General features: G+C 69.8%; 12 protein-coding genes. All 12 read right to left on the reverse strand.

Annotation, left to right across the window (positions count from 1 at the left end):
- Nucleotides 1-43: 43 nt before the first annotated feature.
- The 12 genes from Q2K16_RS27160 to Q2K16_RS27215 all read right to left on the reverse strand — a co-directional run bounded on the left by Q2K16_RS27160 (nucleotide 44) and on the right by Q2K16_RS27215 (nucleotide 15,433).
- A complete protein-coding gene (locus Q2K16_RS27160) occupies nucleotides 44-1,186 on the reverse strand; it encodes a GNAT family N-acetyltransferase (protein ID WP_302740970.1) in 1,143 nt (380 codons plus the stop codon).
- The gene (locus tag Q2K16_RS27165; RefSeq protein WP_302740971.1) at nucleotides 1,176-2,594 is read right to left on the reverse strand and encodes a M20/M25/M40 family metallo-hydrolase; all 1,419 of its coding nucleotides are present in this window, start codon (nucleotides 2,592-2,594) and stop codon (nucleotides 1,176-1,178) included. Before Q2K16_RS27165 ends, Q2K16_RS27160 begins: the two co-directional genes overlap by 11 nt.
- Nucleotides 2,591-3,742: an aminotransferase class I/II-fold pyridoxal phosphate-dependent enzyme gene (locus tag Q2K16_RS27170; protein WP_302740972.1), complete on the reverse strand. Its 1,152-nt coding sequence runs from the start codon at nucleotides 3,740-3,742 to the stop codon at nucleotides 2,591-2,593. Before Q2K16_RS27170 ends, Q2K16_RS27165 begins: the two co-directional genes overlap by 4 nt.
- A 4-nt stretch (nucleotides 3,743-3,746) precedes the next feature.
- Nucleotides 3,747-4,577: a 2,3,4,5-tetrahydropyridine-2,6-dicarboxylate N-succinyltransferase gene (locus Q2K16_RS27175; RefSeq protein WP_302740973.1), complete on the reverse strand. Its 831-nt coding sequence runs from the start codon at nucleotides 4,575-4,577 to the stop codon at nucleotides 3,747-3,749.
- Nucleotides 4,574-5,827 (reverse strand): diaminopimelate decarboxylase, encoded by a 1,254-nt coding sequence (locus tag Q2K16_RS27180; protein ID WP_302740974.1) that lies wholly within the window; start codon nucleotides 5,825-5,827, stop codon nucleotides 4,574-4,576. The genes Q2K16_RS27175 and Q2K16_RS27180 overlap by 4 nt, the downstream gene beginning before the upstream one ends.
- Nucleotide 5,828: 1 nt before the next feature.
- The gene (locus tag Q2K16_RS27185; RefSeq protein WP_302740975.1) at nucleotides 5,829-6,530 is read right to left on the reverse strand and encodes a class I SAM-dependent methyltransferase; all 702 of its coding nucleotides are present in this window, start codon (nucleotides 6,528-6,530) and stop codon (nucleotides 5,829-5,831) included.
- Nucleotides 6,527-7,906 (reverse strand): DUF8614 domain-containing protein, encoded by a 1,380-nt coding sequence (locus Q2K16_RS27190; protein ID WP_302740976.1) that lies wholly within the window; start codon nucleotides 7,904-7,906, stop codon nucleotides 6,527-6,529. Before Q2K16_RS27190 ends, Q2K16_RS27185 begins: the two co-directional genes overlap by 4 nt.
- A 42-nt stretch (nucleotides 7,907-7,948) precedes the next feature.
- A complete protein-coding gene (locus tag Q2K16_RS27195; RefSeq protein ID WP_302740977.1) occupies nucleotides 7,949-9,757 on the reverse strand; it encodes a GNAT family N-acetyltransferase in 1,809 nt (602 codons plus the stop codon).
- Nucleotides 9,754-11,364 (reverse strand): GMC family oxidoreductase, encoded by a 1,611-nt coding sequence (locus Q2K16_RS27200; protein WP_302740978.1) that lies wholly within the window; start codon nucleotides 11,362-11,364, stop codon nucleotides 9,754-9,756. Before Q2K16_RS27200 ends, Q2K16_RS27195 begins: the two co-directional genes overlap by 4 nt.
- A 2-nt stretch (nucleotides 11,365-11,366) precedes the next feature.
- Nucleotides 11,367-12,218, reverse strand: coding sequence for a TauD/TfdA dioxygenase family protein (locus tag Q2K16_RS27205; protein ID WP_302740979.1), 852 nt, complete (start codon nucleotides 12,216-12,218; stop codon nucleotides 11,367-11,369).
- Nucleotides 12,219-12,287: 69 nt separating this feature from the next.
- Nucleotides 12,288-14,126 (reverse strand): asparagine synthase (glutamine-hydrolyzing), encoded by a 1,839-nt coding sequence (asnB, locus tag Q2K16_RS27210; RefSeq protein ID WP_302740980.1) that lies wholly within the window; start codon nucleotides 14,124-14,126, stop codon nucleotides 12,288-12,290.
- Between the two features lie 647 nt (nucleotides 14,127-14,773).
- Nucleotides 14,774-15,433: a WD40 repeat domain-containing protein gene (locus Q2K16_RS27215; RefSeq protein ID WP_302740981.1), complete on the reverse strand. Its 660-nt coding sequence runs from the start codon at nucleotides 15,431-15,433 to the stop codon at nucleotides 14,774-14,776.
- Between the last annotated feature and the right edge of the window lie 2 nt (nucleotides 15,434-15,435).

The following is a 15,435-nucleotide window of genomic DNA, read 5'->3' on the forward strand; positions in this document are numbered from 1 at the left end:
CCGTTGGCGCTGAAGCCTGCAGGCATGGGGCCGGGCTCGCCGCTCAGGCGCACCCGGCCTCGACAGCCTGGGGAAAAGGCCGGCCGAGCACCTCCCGCCAGCCGTCCTCCAGCGGCTCGGGTGGCACCACCGCCGACCAGAGCCCGTGCACCTCCGCGCCACGCAGTACCTTGCCCTGGTAGCTGCCGGCGCCTAGGGCGACCGCCCGCAGTCCGCCTTCGATCGCGTGCCGGATCGGGGCATAGACAGCCAGGTTGAAGTAAGCGAACGGCCCGGCCTCAGGGGCGAGCCCCGCAGCCCGGGAATAGAGGGTGTCGCCGTGGGCATAGCAGAGGGTGAAGCCGTTGATACGACCGTCTCGCTCATCCACGAAGACCACGCTGCCGCTGCCGAGATGCTTGTCCTGAAGGCGGAGATAGCGACCGATCTCCTCATCCGAGATGTCCGCACCGAACTTGCGTTGGTGACCACCCATCAGCGGGGTTACTTCGGTCAACACGTCCACGAGCCGGTAGCGCCCCAGCCGGGACCCCGACCCGGTGAAGGCCGTCAATTCCTTTCGCAGCTTGCTGCGCCGGGCGCTGGGGAAGCGGGCGAGGTAGCCCTCGAAGTCGGCCGCTCCGTCCAGCGGGATGATTGCCTCCGCCGAGGTGGCGATGACCGGCCCGGCACCACCCCAGATCCGTGAGATGTCCTCGGCGGTCTGCTTTGTCGCGTACATGAAGGTGGTGGTTTGGGCGCCCAGTTCGGCGGCAAGGTCTCGGCAGCGGTCGAGCAGGGCCCGCGCGATCCTCGCCTGGCCCTCGCCGTCGAGGTGCGACGCGACGAGCAGCTCCCCGTGGTACCCGCTGCACCCGCCCACCAGCAGCACCGGGAACCATCGCTCGGCGGCCCCGGCCGGGTCGCAGTGCGGGGCGAGGAACATGCGTACGGGGTCGTACCAGGTGGTGTACCGGGTGGGCACCTCGGTCATCAGGTATGTGGCCACCCCTCCGAGGAGCGCGCCGTCTGCATCGTGCGCCAGGACGTAGCGGGGGCGCAGTTCGGCGAAGTACTCCTCCGCCCAGCGCAGCCAGCCATGACTCTGGTAGAGCTGGGCCCCGGCGGCCAGCCGGTCCCACTCATCAGGGGGCACGGCACCGATCGTCGGCACCGTGCTCAGTCGGGGCTGCGGGTCAGTGGGCATGTGGATCGCTCCGTCCGGACAGGAGGGTGTAGAAACACTCGGCACCGAAGTCCAGCGCCGCGATGGAGATTCGCTCGTCCGCCTGGTGCAGTCGGTCGCGGTAGCCGCCGTCGCCCCCGGAGGGCAGCGGCAACCAGCCGAAGCACTGAATGCCGAGCTGGCTGAAGAGCCGGGCGTCAGTGGAAGCGGTGGTCAGCACCGGCACCGGCGTGCCCGCCGGATCGTGCGCCCGCAGCGTGGCCACCAACCGGTCGTACCCGATGTCCAGCCGGGGAGCGGGCATGATCTCCCCCTCGACGAAGAGCTCCAGGTCGGCCTCGGGGCCGGTGCGCGCCCGAAGCTGGGTGAGGAAATCCTCGGTGGAGTATGCCCCCGGCAGCACCCGCCCGTCGACCTCCACGGTGATCTCGGCGGGATGCACGTTGGTGCCGGTTCCGCCTCGCAGCACCGTGACGCTCACTGTGTGCTGCACGACCGAGCGCAGGTATCGGACGGTCACCTCGGGTAGGCCGGCGAGCGTGTCGGGGTCGGCCGGGTCGGCGTGGAAGGCGGCTATCCGCGCCCCTACTTCGGGCGGCAGGGCGCGGGCCAACTCGTCCAGCATGCGGTGCGTCACCGGGGTCATCTCGACCCCGAGTCCGCCGGAGGAGACGGCGGTGAGAAACCGGTTGAGCTGCTGGACGCTCGAACCAGGCCCGGCGACCCGGGACGCGTGACCGCCCGCAGCACGGAAGGTGACCCGTACCCAGCAGGTCCTCTTCTCGGCCACCACCACAGGGTGCAGCCGGGCGTGCCCGCCGAGACCGAGCTCCGCCCCACCATCCTCGCCCAACGCGTACCGGACGCCGGCGAACAGGTGCGGATGCTCGCGGACCAGCAGGCGGGCCCCGGCGTCACTGCCGGTCTCCTCGTCGGACACCACGGCGAGAATGATGTCACCGGGTGGCGTCACCGCGTGGTCGGACATGCGCAGCAGCGCCGAGAGCATCATCGCCAGGTGGCCCTTCATGTCGACCGCTCCGCGGCCCCACAACTCCCCGTCTACGATCTCCCCGGCGAACGGGGCACGGGTCCACGGCTGACCCGCCACCGGGACGACATCGACGTGAGCGTGCAGCAGCAGCGGCGGTTCCAGGCCACGACCTGGTAGCCGGGCCACCAGGTTCGGCCGGGCCGGGTCGCCCAGCAGCCGGGTCTCCCACCCCGCCTCGGCGAGCAGGTCCCGGATCCAGGCGATGCACTCGGCCTCCGCACCGGGCGGGTTCGTCGTGACGAAGCGGACCAGCCGTTGCGCGATGGCCGCCGGAGAATCGCCGACCTGCGCCCGGGTCGGTTCCAGCGGACGATGCCGGTCGGACCTCCCGGGCCGGTCGGTCGGGCCGGGGCAGCCCTCCCGTCCGGCTGTCACAGGCCCTCCCGAAGTCGGGCGAGGGCGGCCTCGGTCCGGCTCTCGTCATGTACTAGCGCGATTCGGAGGTGCCCGACACCGGGATTGCCGCCAGTGCTGTCGTCGGCCGCGAGGAACCGGCCCGGCATCACCGTCAGCGCGTGGTTGCCCCAGAGCCGGCGCGCTGTCTCGGTGTCGTCGGCGACCGGCAACCACAGGAAGAACCCTGCCTCGGCCCGCCGGTACCCGGGGACATCCTTGAGCAGCACGTCGGCGCGATCCCAGTTGCGGGCCAGGGCGGCCCGAGCCCGGGCCACGTGGGCGTCGTCGGCCCAGAGCGCCGCGGCGGCCTCGCAGACCGGCCGGGGCAACGGCACCCCGCAGGTGCGGTTGTACTCGGCGTAGGCGGCGACGGTCGTTGGGTGCCCCACGACGAAACCGCTGCGCAGGCCGGGCGCGCCGGAGCGCTTCGACAACGTGTGCACGACCACGAACTCCAGACTCGGGTGAACGGCCACCGAGAGGAACCCGGGCGGCGCCGTGCCGAGCCAGAGGTCGATGTAGCACTCGTCTACCACCAGTGCCGCGCCAGCCTTCCAGGCGAGATCGGCGAGCTGCTGCAACTGGTCACGGTTCCGGGTCTCCCCACGCGGGTTGCCGGGATGGCAGACGATCACGGCAGCCACCCGACCGGTTTCTGCCGCGAGGCAGGAGGTGAGGTCGTCGCCGGCGTACAGGACCGGCCGGGCGCGGGCCGCGAGGGTGGCGGCCAGGTAGGTGGGGTACCCGGGATTGGGCGACACCACCACCGGATCGGTGACGCCCGCGGCCGTCGCCCGTCCCACGGCCTGGGCGATGAGCACCGCCAATGCCTGCTTGCTGCCCGGGGTCGGCTCGACCGCCAGAGGGGCCCGCGAGGCCATGGTCGGCGGCGGGATCCCGAAGCGACGGCCCAACCAGCTCTGGTATGCCTTCCGGAGCGCGACCGGGCCGCCGAGTTCCGGGTAACGGCTCCATCCGTCGAGCCCGGCCAGGACAGCGGTGTCGATCGGCGGGGCGACCAGCCGGGACTCCCCCAGGTGCAGGCGGATCGGGTCGAGTCCGACCGGTGCCGCCACGTCCCGTAGCAGGTCCCGCAGCCGGTCGAACGCGTTGTGGGTGCTGGACACCGGGTCAGTCCCGCACCAGTTCGTTGAGCGACGTCCTACTGCGGGTTCCCGCGTCGGCGTACTTGACGATGACGGCGGCGTACACCGACAGGCCGGGCTGCTGCGTGGTGGCCCGGGACCCGGCCACCACCACGGCGTTCTCTGGCACCTCGCCGTACGTCACCGCCCCGGTGGCCCGGTCCACGACAGGCGTGGACCGCCCCAGGTAGACCCCCATGCCGATGACCGCGCCGGCGCGCACCCGCACCCCCTCGGCCACCTCGCTGCGGGCGCCGACGAACACGTCGTCCTCGATCACGACCGGGCTGTCCCCGATCGGTTCGAGCACCCCGCCGATGCCGGCGCCACCGGAGATGTGGCAGCGCTCACCGATCTGCGCGCAGGACCCGATGGTGGCCCAGGTGTCTACCATGGTGCCCGCTCCCACGTAGGCGCCCACGTTGACGAACGACGGCATCAGCACCGCCCCCGGGGCGACGAACGAGCCGTACCGGACCACCGCGCCCGGCACCACCCGCAACCGGGCCTTCTCGAAGTTGGCCTCCTCCCAGCCCTCGAACTTCAACGGCACCTTGTCGTACGTCATAGGCCGGCCCGGCCCGGAGCGCGCCAAGGCGTTCGGGTTGGTCAGGAAGGACAGCAGGATCAACTGCTTGACGTACGGGTCGACGACCCAGGAGCCGGACACCGGCCGGGCGGCACGCAGTTCACCCCGGTCCAACCGGGCCATCCCGTCGGTGACGTACGGCCGCAGCGCGGCGATCTCGTCCGGCGTGAGCCGGTCCCGCCGGGCGAATGCCTCCTCGACGTACGCCCTGCGTTGTGCGTCACTCATCTGGTCACCTCCATGATCGGAACGGGGTTCCAGCGGGCCGTGGCGAGGTAGTCGTCGAAGGTTTCCGCCCGGCGGATCTCAACGACCTCCCCTGCCGTGGTCAGCATCAGCTCGGCCGGGCGCAGCCGCCCGTTGTACGTGAAACCCATCGCGTGCCCGTGGGCCCCGGTGTCGTGGACCAGCGCGATGTCCCCCTCCACCGGGTCGGGCAGCATCCGGTCGATGCCGAACTTGTCGTTGTTCTCGCACAGCGAGCCGACCACGTCGACGAGGGTCTCCCTCCGGCCGGTGGCGAACGGCAGACTGATGTGGTGGTAGGCGCCGTAGTAGCCGGGGCGCATCAGGGCGGCCATGGAGGCGTCCACGCCGACCACGTCCTGCCCCTTGCGGCACCGGTTGATGACCCGGGTGACCAGCACCCCGTGTGGGCCGGTGACGTAGCGGCCGAACTCGGAGACGATCCGGGGCCGCCGCCGCCCGAAGGCCCGCCGCCGGGAGGCCAGGACGGCTGCCGCGTACGCCGGGAAGTCGATCGCCCGTTCCCCTGGCTGGTAGGGGATGCCGAGTCCGCCGCCGATGTTGACGTACTCCAGCTCGACGCCGACCTCGGCGGCCAGCCATGCGCCCAGCTCGACCACGTCGGACGCGGCCCGGACGGCCCGGTCCAGGTCAAGCTCGTTGGCGCAGATCATTCCGTGGATGCCGAAGCGCCGCGCGCCCCGCCGCCGGGCTTCGCGGTAGGCGTCGGCGAGATCGCCGACCGGCACCCCGAACTTGGAGTGGGTGGCGCTGCCCATGAGGGTGGATCGGGCTGCCGTCCCGTGCGGTGCGACCCGGAACGCGACCAGGTCCGGCAGCCGCTCCACCTTGTCGAGCAGGGAGCGGTCGTCGAAAGTGACCAGCGCGCCCGCCTTGAGCGCCAACTCGTACTCGCTCACCGCCGTGTTGTTGGAGGTGAAGACGACGTCGTCGGCGACGGCCCCCACCCGCTGCGCCAGCTCCAGTTCGACCGGTGAGGCGCAGTCCAACCCGCTCCCCTCGGCGAGCAGCGTGCTCAGCACCACCGGGTTGGGCAGCGCCTTCACGGCGAAGTACTGCCGGTACGGTTCCGTCCCGAACGCGGTGGCCATCTCCCGGTGCTGGTCGATCAGCCCGCGTTGGTCGTAGATGTGGAACGGGGTGCCGTAGCCGGCCACCAGTTCCGGCAGCAGCGGCAGCAGCCGGCCGGCGAACTCCTCGGGCAGTGGCATGTCAGGGCACCCGGGCGATGCAGATGGTGCGATTGCGCAACCCGCTGACCGGCCGCAGGTAGGGAAAGTAGTAGCTCTCCACCGGCACGAACCCGGACCGGGTGAGCTCATTGTTCAGGTAGTCGCGGGAGACGAACCAAAAGCCCGCCACCCGCTCGTGCGGCGCGTAGTCGGCCTTCGGATCGTGCGGGGCGTCGTTGGAGATGACCACGTACGTCCCGGAGCGCAGGCCCAACTCGGCCAGCTTGGTCAGCGCGGGCGCGGCGGCCTCCTCGGCTGTGAAGACATGTCCGAGGAACCCGTCGGCATAGATCAGGTCGGTACCCGCGACGTCGGCCGGCCGCAGGTCGAAGTAGTCGGCCGCGAATGCGTCGATGCCCCGCCTGCGGGCCAGGGTCACGGCCTCGTCGTTGCAGTCGATGGCCCGCACGGTCCTCTCCAGGGCCACCAGGTCACCCTCGACGAAGCCGTTGCCGCAGCCGAGGGAGAAGATCGAACCGGCCTGTGGGGTCAGCGACAGCAGTTTCAGGGCCATGTGCGACCGGTACTCGGGCACGTACGTCGACGGCGTGACCGAGTCGTTGAACGCCTTGCCCTGCTCCCAGATGGCGTAGATGGTGCCCGCGGGACTCCCGTCGACCGAGCGTTGGGCGTGGTAGTACTCGCGCACTTTTGCCAGGTGCTGCTCGACGTCGATGGTCACTGGCGGCTCTCCCCGGCTGACGTGGCGCTCGTGGTGTGGGGTTGTCCGTACTCGACCGACCGGGCCGGGCGGGCGCGCAACTCGGCGACGAGCGGCGCGAGCACCTCGGCGTTGGCCGGCCCGTGGTCGCGGTACAGCTTGGCGGCGGGGCCGGCGTTTCCGGCGAGCAGGAAGTCGGCCAGCACCCGCGCGAGCGAGCGCAGGCCAGCCACGACCACGCTGGTCTCGCCGGCCAGCCGGGCACCGGCGGGTTCCAGCGCCCCGACCTGGACGAGGTACGACAATTGCAGGTACATGCCGTCGCTGTCGGGGAAGTGACCCAGCCCCCGGCTGACGTAGCGCAGGCACTCGGCCAGGTAGTAGGCGATCACGTCGGCCGAGGCGAGCCCTAGCCGTCCGGCCCACACCTCGGCGAGGATCAGGATGCCGAAGACATCGGCGGCGACCTCCTGTAGCACCACCGATGCCCACCGGTCTTCGGCGTTGAGATCCTTGAAGCTGGTGGCCGGTCGCTGCACGAAGTGACCGAACTCGTGGCTGAGCACGCCGAGGGTGGGGATCGAGGCGAAGCGTTCCGCCTCGGGCTCGAACGCGACATCGAGGGCGAGGAACTCGTCGGCCAGCGGCCCGGAGGCCCCGCGCACCAGCGCGGCGTGGGTGTTGGTGAAGTAGTACGTCTTCTTGAACGGCGAGTACTTCACCCCCTCGTCCTCGGGAAGGAAGTATGCGACGTGCTTGGGGTGTAGGTCGCCCTCGCCGGCCATGAAGAACAGCTCCGACGCGCCGAAGGCAGGCAGGTCGCCCAGGGTCAGGTCGGCGTGCAGCCGGGACAGGTAGGGCGCGACCTCCGGCAGGAACTCCAGCGCCCGCGCCACGTCGGCCTGACGGTCCTCGTCGCGGCGGCAGGCGAACGCGGTGGGCAGCCCCCGCAGGTCCTTGCCATACCACGTGGAGATCTGACCGGCCACGAGGGTCACCTCCTCCTCCAGGCCGGCGAGTTCCTTGAGGATCCGGTCCTCGTAGCCGTGCTCGACGGCCTCGGCCCGAAGCAGGGCGGCCCGCCGATCGGTCTCCGTCGGCAGGTGCCCGGCGAGCCGGCGCATTGCCGTCGCTACGGCGTTCGGGACGGCGAAGCGGCGGCGCTGCGCGATCCCCTGGTTCTTGGCATGGTCCCACTCGGCCTCGATCGCGGCACGCAGTTGTGCGAGGGCTGCCGGGAACTCGGGACCGAGGTCGGGCGCGTGCCGCGCCAGTTCCACAGGGATCAGGTCGTACGTGGTCGTCGGCGGCCAGAAGGCGGCTCGGTGCTGGCGGTATCTGCCGGCCTGGGCAAGGTTCGCGGCATAGTCGAAGCGGTCGCTAAGGCGGTCAGGCACGCTGGTGTCCCTTCTCGACATCGGTTTGGCCCGGGGGATGGGTCACTGGGCGACGGTGAAGAGCCGTCTCTCCCGCTCCCACTGACGGACGAGGGCGTAATCGGCGGCGAGGACATCGACGTCCGGGTGGGTCATGAAGACGATTCCGGGGCTGGAAAAGAGGTCGGTGGTGCGGGTGACCCGGTCCCCGACCTTTGGTGCCCGCTGTAGCCAGGTGCGACTGCGCAGCGTCTCCAGCAACTGCGCGTAGTGGGACTCGACCACCACGCCTTCCTGTTCGGAGATGAACTGCACCTGCCACAACGGGTGCGCGTGGCCCGTCCGTTCGTCGGCATAGCGGGACACGAAGGCGGGACCCTCGACGACGATGTCGGCGACTAGGTCGAGCATGCTCGCCCCGACGGCGTGCGCGGCGGCGGCCCGGTGCAGGCCGCCGGAGAGACGGGAGGCGCACTCGACCAGGGTGGGCCCGTCGGGGCCGACCATCAGTTCGGTGTGGTGCGCGCCGTACCGTACGCCGAGGGCATCGAGAACACCGTGTACGTAGTCGACGATCTCCTTTAGCTGCGGCTGAGTGGGGTCGAACAGGACGCTGCGGTCGTAGATCCAGCCGGCACCCGGGACCTGGATCTTGTCGGTGCGCCAGATCTCCGTCACGACGTGCCGGCCGTCGCCGCTGACGCCGTTGATGAAGTACTCCCGCCCGGTCAGGAAGCGTTGGGCGAGCACGGCGTCGTTGCGTACGCCCATCTGGTGCACCGTCCCGTGCATCCGGCGGAAGGTCTCGGCCAACTCGGCCTGGTCGGCGCAGAACGTCACCGAGTCGGTGCCGGAGCTGTCGGTGGGCTTGAGCACCACCGGCCAGGCCCCGGCCGACGCCCACTCGACCAGGCTGTCCAGGTCACGCGCCAGGAAGTGGTCCATGCTGCGCAGGCCGGCGGCTCTTACCCGGTTGTGCATCTCGTACTTGTCCCGGCGGGCCCTGCTGGTGTCGGTGCTGTTGCCGGGCAGGCCGAGCGCCGCCGCCAGCAGGTCGGCGACGACCACGCCGCTCTCCGCGCCGGGCAGCACCGCCGACGGACGGTGCCGGGCCAGGCCGGCCACGAGCGCGTCGACGTCACCCGTATAGGTGAACCGGTCGAGGTAGTCGGCCGCGTCGAAGGTTCGCAGGAAGTACGGTGCGAGGTCGGGGGTGCTCTGCACGTGCACGCACCGCCAACCGCGCTCCCGCAGCACCCCCGGCAACTGGGCCCCGGACGAGTAGCCGTCGACCAGCACCAGCACCCGCTGCGGCATCGTGTCCATCGCAGACTCCTGTTCCCATGTCGCAGATCGCCCGTCGAGGGACTTCTCCATGAAGATGCTGAGCGGGTCGTCGGGGTATCCGCCGAAGCGTTCCCTCCGCACGTAGCCGAACCGGCGGTACAAGCTCACCGCCTCCGGCTGGCTGACCCCGGTTTCCAGCCGGACCACGGGCGTCCCGGCGCGACGCGCCCACGACTCGAGGGCGGTGAGCAGCACCGTCGCGACGCCCCGACGACGCGCCCCGGGATGTACGAACATCCGCTTCAGCTCGGCGTACGTGTCGTCGACCCGGACCACTGCGCCGCAGCCGAGCAGCTCGCCGCCGGCCGCGTCACGGGCGACGAGAAACCGGACCCCGGATCTACGCAGTTCGCCCACCGGCAGTGTGTGCACGCTCTCCGCCGGATACAGCGAGTGCGAGTATTCCTCGGATTGGAGCAACAGGGCCGCCACGTCGGCATCATCGGGGTCGCCGGGTTCCACCACGAAGGCCGCCGGGTCAAGTGTCCTGGCGGACTGGTCGCGGGGCGACCGGGTAGCGCTCACGGCGTGGTCCCGGCGCGTTGGTCCTCCCGGACCAGCGCCGCACCCTTCTCGCCGATCATCATGCTGGCCGCGTTGGTGTTGCCCGAGACCATGGTGGGCATCACCGACGCGTCGATCACCCGCAGCCCGTGCAGCCCGCGCACCCGCAGCCGCTCGTCGACCACCGCCATCGGGTCGCTTCCCATCCGGCAGGTGCCGACCGGATGGTAGGACGTGTCGCCCTTCGCGCGGGCGTAGGAGAGCAGCTCGTCGTCGGTGCGGACGTCGGCGCCGGGCTGCGTCTCGAACTCGCGGTACTCGTCGAGCGGCGCGCTCTCCACGATCCGCCGGGCGATCCGCATGCCCGCCACCAGCGTCGCCCGGTCGTGATCGGTGTCCAGGAAGCGGGGGCGGATGGTCGGGGGCTGCCCCGGGTCCGCGGAGCGGATGTGGATGGACCCGCTCGACTCCGGTCGCAGCGGGTATACCCCCAGGGTCATCCCGGGCCGGGTGTCCAGCCGCCGGGTCTTGCCCTCGCCATAGCTTGCCGGGGCGAAGTGGAACTGGACGTCCGGCCGGTCCAGGCTGTCGCTGGTGCGGATGAAGCCGTGCCCCAGGGCGATCGGGAGACTGAGCAGCCCGCGTCGGGTGGAGAGGTAGCGCAGCACCTCACCGGCGAGCCGCAGTCCCCTGGAGCGTTCGTTGAAGGTGATCGGCTTGCGGACCCGCCAGCGCAGCCGGGCGGCGAAGTGGTCGCGGAAGTTCTCGCCCACCCCGGGCAGGTGGTGCACCACCGGAACGCCGACCCGCTTCAGCACCTCGGCCGAGCCGACGCCGGAGAGTTCCAGCAGTTGTGGCGACTGCACCGTCCCGGCGCTGAGGATCACCTCGCGGCCGCAGGTCGCCTCCCGGGCGACGCCGCCGTGCCGGTATCGCACACCGACGCAGCGGGAGCCGTCGAAGCGGACCTGATCGACGTGCGCGCCGGTCAGCACGGTGAGGTTCGGACGACGGCGAGCCGGTTGGAGGTAGCCGCCCAACGCCGAGGATCGTCGGCCGCCCTCGTGGTTGACCTGGTAGTAGCCGAAGCCCTCCTGGTCGCCGGAGTTGTAGTCCGGGTTCTCCGGGTAGCCGGCCTTCACCGCGGCGGTGAGGAACGCGTCGCAGAGTTCGTCGCGGTCGCGGGGCAGGCTCACCGCGATCGGTCCGCCGCGCCCTCGGCTTTCCCCGTCGATTTCCCAGGCCCGTTCCATGCTGCGGAAGTACGGCAGCACGCCGGCCCACGACCAGCCAGGGTTGCCCAGGGCAGCCCAGTCGTCGTAGTCCTGCCGCTGGCCCCGAACGAAAATCATGCCGTTGATGGCGTTGGAGCCGCCGAGCAGCCGGCCCCGAGGGATCCGCAGCACCCTCCCGTCCAGGGTCGGGTCGGCCTCGGTGTCGAAGCACCAGTCGTACTTCGGGTTGCCCATCAGGATCGTCTCGGCTGCCGGGATGGACAACAGCGGGCTGCGCCGCTCCAGACCGGACTCCAGCAGCAGCACCCTGACCGAGCGGTCCTCGGTGAGCCGGCCGGCCAGCACGCAACCGGCCGCGCCGGCACCCACCACGATGTAGTCGTACATTGTCATGATCAGGCCACGACCGCCGGGCGGCTGCTGGCGATGGTGGTGCGGTGCAGCAGCCGGCGGTGCGCCACGTGGTCATAGTGCGTGGCCCGGTGCATGGCGCTACGGTTGTCCCAGAGCACGATGTCCCCCGGCCGCCACCGATGGCAGTACGTGAACCGGGGCTGCACGGCGAACTCCTGGAGGAATGTGACCAGCGGTGCGCTCTCGTCTTCGGGCATACCCTCGATCCGCCACGGCACGTTCCCGCCGACGTAGAGGGCTTTCCGCCCGCTGACCTCGTGCCGGCGGACCACCGGGTGGGACACGTCGACCCACTCGGCACGCTCCTGTTCGGTGGGGGCGGGCCGGTCCGGGTAGTTGTACGGCCGCGACTGCACCCGGCTGATCACCACCCGCAGGTCCTCGATGCGTTCCTTGACCCGCTGGGGAAGGGCGGCGTAGGCGGCGTACATGTTGGCGTACCAGGTGTCGCCGCCCACTGGCGGCACCTCGATGGCGTAGAGCATCGAACCGACCGGCGGGGACGTGAGGTAGTGCCCGTCGGTGTGCCAGACCCGTCCGCTGTAGGCCGAGCCAATCGGCTTGCCGTCGCGGGTGAGGTTGGACAGAAGCAAGATTTCCGGGTGCTCGATGTCGTTGAACTGCGAGCGGGTGTAACAGAACACCTCGCCGAACCGTCGGGTGAAGGCGATGTGTTGCTCCGGGGTCATCTTCTGGTCGCGGAAGAGCAGCACCGCCGTGTCCATCCACGCCTGGTGGATGCGTTCGAAGTCGCGGTCGGAGATGTCGGCGGTGACGTCGATCCGGCGTACCTCGGTGCCGACGCCCTGGGAGAGGGGGACCAGTTCGAGCATAGTTCGCCCTACTTTCCTTTCGGATGGCTCACACGCGGGGAACGGGTGGTAGCGGGTGCGACCCGGTGGTCATCGGACCGCCACGTCATTGGCCTCGACCCAGGCCCGCATCTCGACAAGCTGGATGAGCAGGTGGGCGGGACTGGCGCCGCCCGGTAGTTCGGAGCGAAGCCGGCCCGCGGCGATCTGTCCGATGAGATCGTTGAGCTGGGGCGTGTCGAACATCCAGCCGATCTCGGACGCCGGGTCGTTTGCGATCCAGGCGGCCTCGCGGATCAGTGACTGGTCGTACTGCGGGCTGTGCAGGTGCGGATAGGCGCTCTTGCGTCGGCTCACGGTCTCGGGCGGGAGCAGGTCGGCCATGGCCGCCTTGAGCAGTCCCTTAACCCCACCGGCCGACTTCATCGACCAGGGCACGTTCCACAGATACTCGACGATCCGGTGGTCGCAGAACGGGACGCGGATCTCCAGGCCGTGGGCCATGCTCATGCGCTCCTTGCGGTCGAGGATCACCGCGAGTGGCCCGCACATGCCGAGGTAGAAGACCTCGCGCATCCGAGCCTCCGTCGGCTCCTCTCCGGGCAGCACGGGGACCCGGGCGAGCAGTTCGTGGTAACGGTCACGCTCGTCCTGCTCGGGTCGGACGACCTCCCGCAACTCCGGTGACAGGTAGTCGACCAGCCGGGGCCCGTCGCCGATCCACGGGAACGTGGGGCGCTGGAGACGGTCCTGCTTGAAGAAGTACGGGTAGCCGCCGAGGAACTCGTCCGCTGCCTCCCCGGTCAGGGCGACCGCGGTGCGCTCACGCATCTGTCCGAAGATGAGATACATCGAGGCGTCGAACTGCCCCCACCCGGGCAGGTCCCGGGCGCGACGGGTGGCCGGAATGGCGGCCAGCAGGTCTTCCACGCTTGCGGTCAGGGTGTGGTGTCGGGTGCCGATGAACCTCGCCGCCGCTGCGGCGTACGGGGCGTCCACGTCCGGGCGCAATTCGGTGGGGGTGAAGTGGGAGGGATCGCTGGCGAACTCCACACAGTAGGTGTCGAGTTGCCTCCCAGAACGGCGCAGCAGGTGTGCAGCCAGCGCGACCACGGAGGTGGAGTCGACCCCGCCGGAGAGCATCGCACCGCCCGCGGCGTCCGTGCCGAGCTGCCGCCCGACGGCGTCCTCCAGGAGTTCACGCAGGTGTGATGCGGTCTTGTCGAAGGAGTCGTGGTGCGGGGCGCTGGTTAGCTGCCAGTAGCGCCGGCTGGACGCACCCTCCACGCCGTAGGTCACGATCTCGGCCGGGGCCAGTTCCCGCAGGCCCGCTAGAGGGGTCTCCCCGGCCATGGCGAGACGCGGCTGGAGGACGATCGGCAGCATGGTCAGATCGAGTCGGGCGGTGAACCGAGGGTGCGCCAGGACGCCCTTCGGCTCGGAGGCGAACAACACCCCTCCGGAGTAGGCGTGGACATAGAGCGGCTTGAGCCCGATCCGGTCGCGTGCCAGCAACAACTGCCGGTCGCGACCGTCCCAGACGGCGATGGCGAACATGCCGTCGAGCCGCTCGACGAACCGCTCACCCCAGCGCAGGTATGCCTGGAGCAGCAGGTCGGCGACGGTCGCCCCGGACCGGGACGGGCCGTGGGCCGACCCGATCTCCCGACGCAGTTCCTGAGGGTTGTAGATCGGCCCGGCCACGGCGAGGGCCACCGTGGCGTCGCCGATCCTCGTTCGGGCCAAGTGCTCGCCCTCCTGCGTCGCGCCGGCGGCCGAAACTCGGATCCCGAGGCCGGCGTGCGGTGACAGCCACACCTCGGAGCTGTCCGGGCCCCGATGTCGCAGGGTCGCGGTCATCGTCTCCAGAATGTCCGGGCGGGTGCTGACGTCCTGTTGAAAGTCGACCCAGCCAACGATTCCACTCATCTTTTTCTCCTGTGTGCACACGGCGCAGCGCAATGTGAGAGCAGATGCGGGCAGGTGGAAGCCGCCTTACCTGCACGGTTTTTCGTCACCAGCCGCCGCGACGCCGCAACTGCCGCGCGAGACCAGCACCGAACTAGCTAGAACAAGCGACCGAGGAGACTCCAGCCACGCCGCCGGCATGCTCCGACCATTAACGGGTTTCAGAAGAAGATGTGAATCATGACGCGAAGACGCATGCGATTGGATCGCAAGCAACCGGGACATCTGAGCGATCGGTTCATCGATCGAAGCCCGTGATCACATCACGATACTCGTGGCTGTCCGATCGAGAGTGTTAGCCACAATCTTCTCAATCGCTGGACACCTCCCCGTCGCGCCGTGCCCCGACCTGCACAGCCAAGGGCGCCTGATCGACGTGCTGAAACAATTCCGTAAGATAAGGCGACCTTAGGCCACTCGCAGGTGTCAGGATCCCGACACTTGTGAACGGTTGCACTCGCAAATCCCACGGAGCTGGACCGATCTTCCGCCTTGGACCGAAACAATAATGACCGCCGCCGGTATGTAGCACAAGGGTGAAGACTGACGTTCCCACGATGAGGTGTCCTTGCCCGCCGGCCAACCATGATCGGGTCACCTTGTCCTGATCATTGACCGGTGAAGCGGTCTCGCAGGGCGCAAGCCAGCGGCGGGCCACGGCGAAGGGCGACGTTGATCTGGCGGATTCGCCCCCAGTCGGGATGCTTCGCATGATGTCGCTGCCAAGCGCCCGCCGTGCACCACGGTCGGTGCGACGACAACGTCATCGACTGCCGCACGAAAGGTGCCGGTCGACTGTTCACGGCCTTGATCGTGAAGTGCTTCCCAAGGACCGAACTTCTGATCCGGCAGCCGGTTCGACCTCCTTGGCGGCGGTGGGTCTGTTCGCTCTTCTCCTCGGTCCTCGACCATGACACCTGCTCGCGGACCGGATGTTGGTCGAAGCCGCCCGACAAGGCCGCGTCAGCCGCATGGCGGCGGATACAGGACACCCGGCAGGTAACGGTGCCAGTCCTCCCGGCTGATGGGCACGCCGGACGTCGCGCAGACCCATCGTGGCTGTCCGCGCTCGCGGCAGCCAGGGTGCGTCCGTCCGGGCTGAAGGCGGCGCTGTAGGCATAGCCGCGGAAGCCGACGAGCGGGCGTCCGACCGGGGCCGGATCACCACCACCGGTGACGTCCCACAGCCGGACGGCACCGTCCGAGCTGGCCGAGGCGAGCAGCCGGCCGTCCGGGCCGAACGTCACCGTCAGCACGATTCGCGGCACCG

Source organism: Micromonospora cynarisoli, assembly GCF_030518815.1.
GTDB lineage: Bacteria > Actinomycetota > Actinomycetes > Mycobacteriales > Micromonosporaceae > Micromonospora > Micromonospora wenchangensis.

Excerpts from the sequence above, each read along its gene's own strand:
- Q2K16_RS27160 (WP_302740970.1), bottom strand. The coding sequence starts at position 1,186 with ATGCCCACTGACCCGCAGCCCCGACTGAGCACGGTGCCGACGATCGGT.
- Q2K16_RS27175 (WP_302740973.1), bottom strand. The coding sequence starts at position 4,577 with ATGAGTGACGCACAACGCAGGGCGTACGTCGAGGAGGCATTCGCCCGG.
- Q2K16_RS27180 (WP_302740974.1), bottom strand. The coding sequence starts at position 5,827 with ATGCCACTGCCCGAGGAGTTCGCCGGCCGGCTGCTGCCGCTGCTGCCG.
- Q2K16_RS27200 (WP_302740978.1), bottom strand. The coding sequence starts at position 11,364 with ATGACAATGTACGACTACATCGTGGTGGGTGCCGGCGCGGCCGGTTGC.
- Q2K16_RS27205 (WP_302740979.1), bottom strand. The coding sequence starts at position 12,218 with ATGCTCGAACTGGTCCCCCTCTCCCAGGGCGTCGGCACCGAGGTACGC.
- asnB (WP_302740980.1), bottom strand. The coding sequence starts at position 14,126 with ATGAGTGGAATCGTTGGCTGGGTCGACTTTCAACAGGACGTCAGCACC.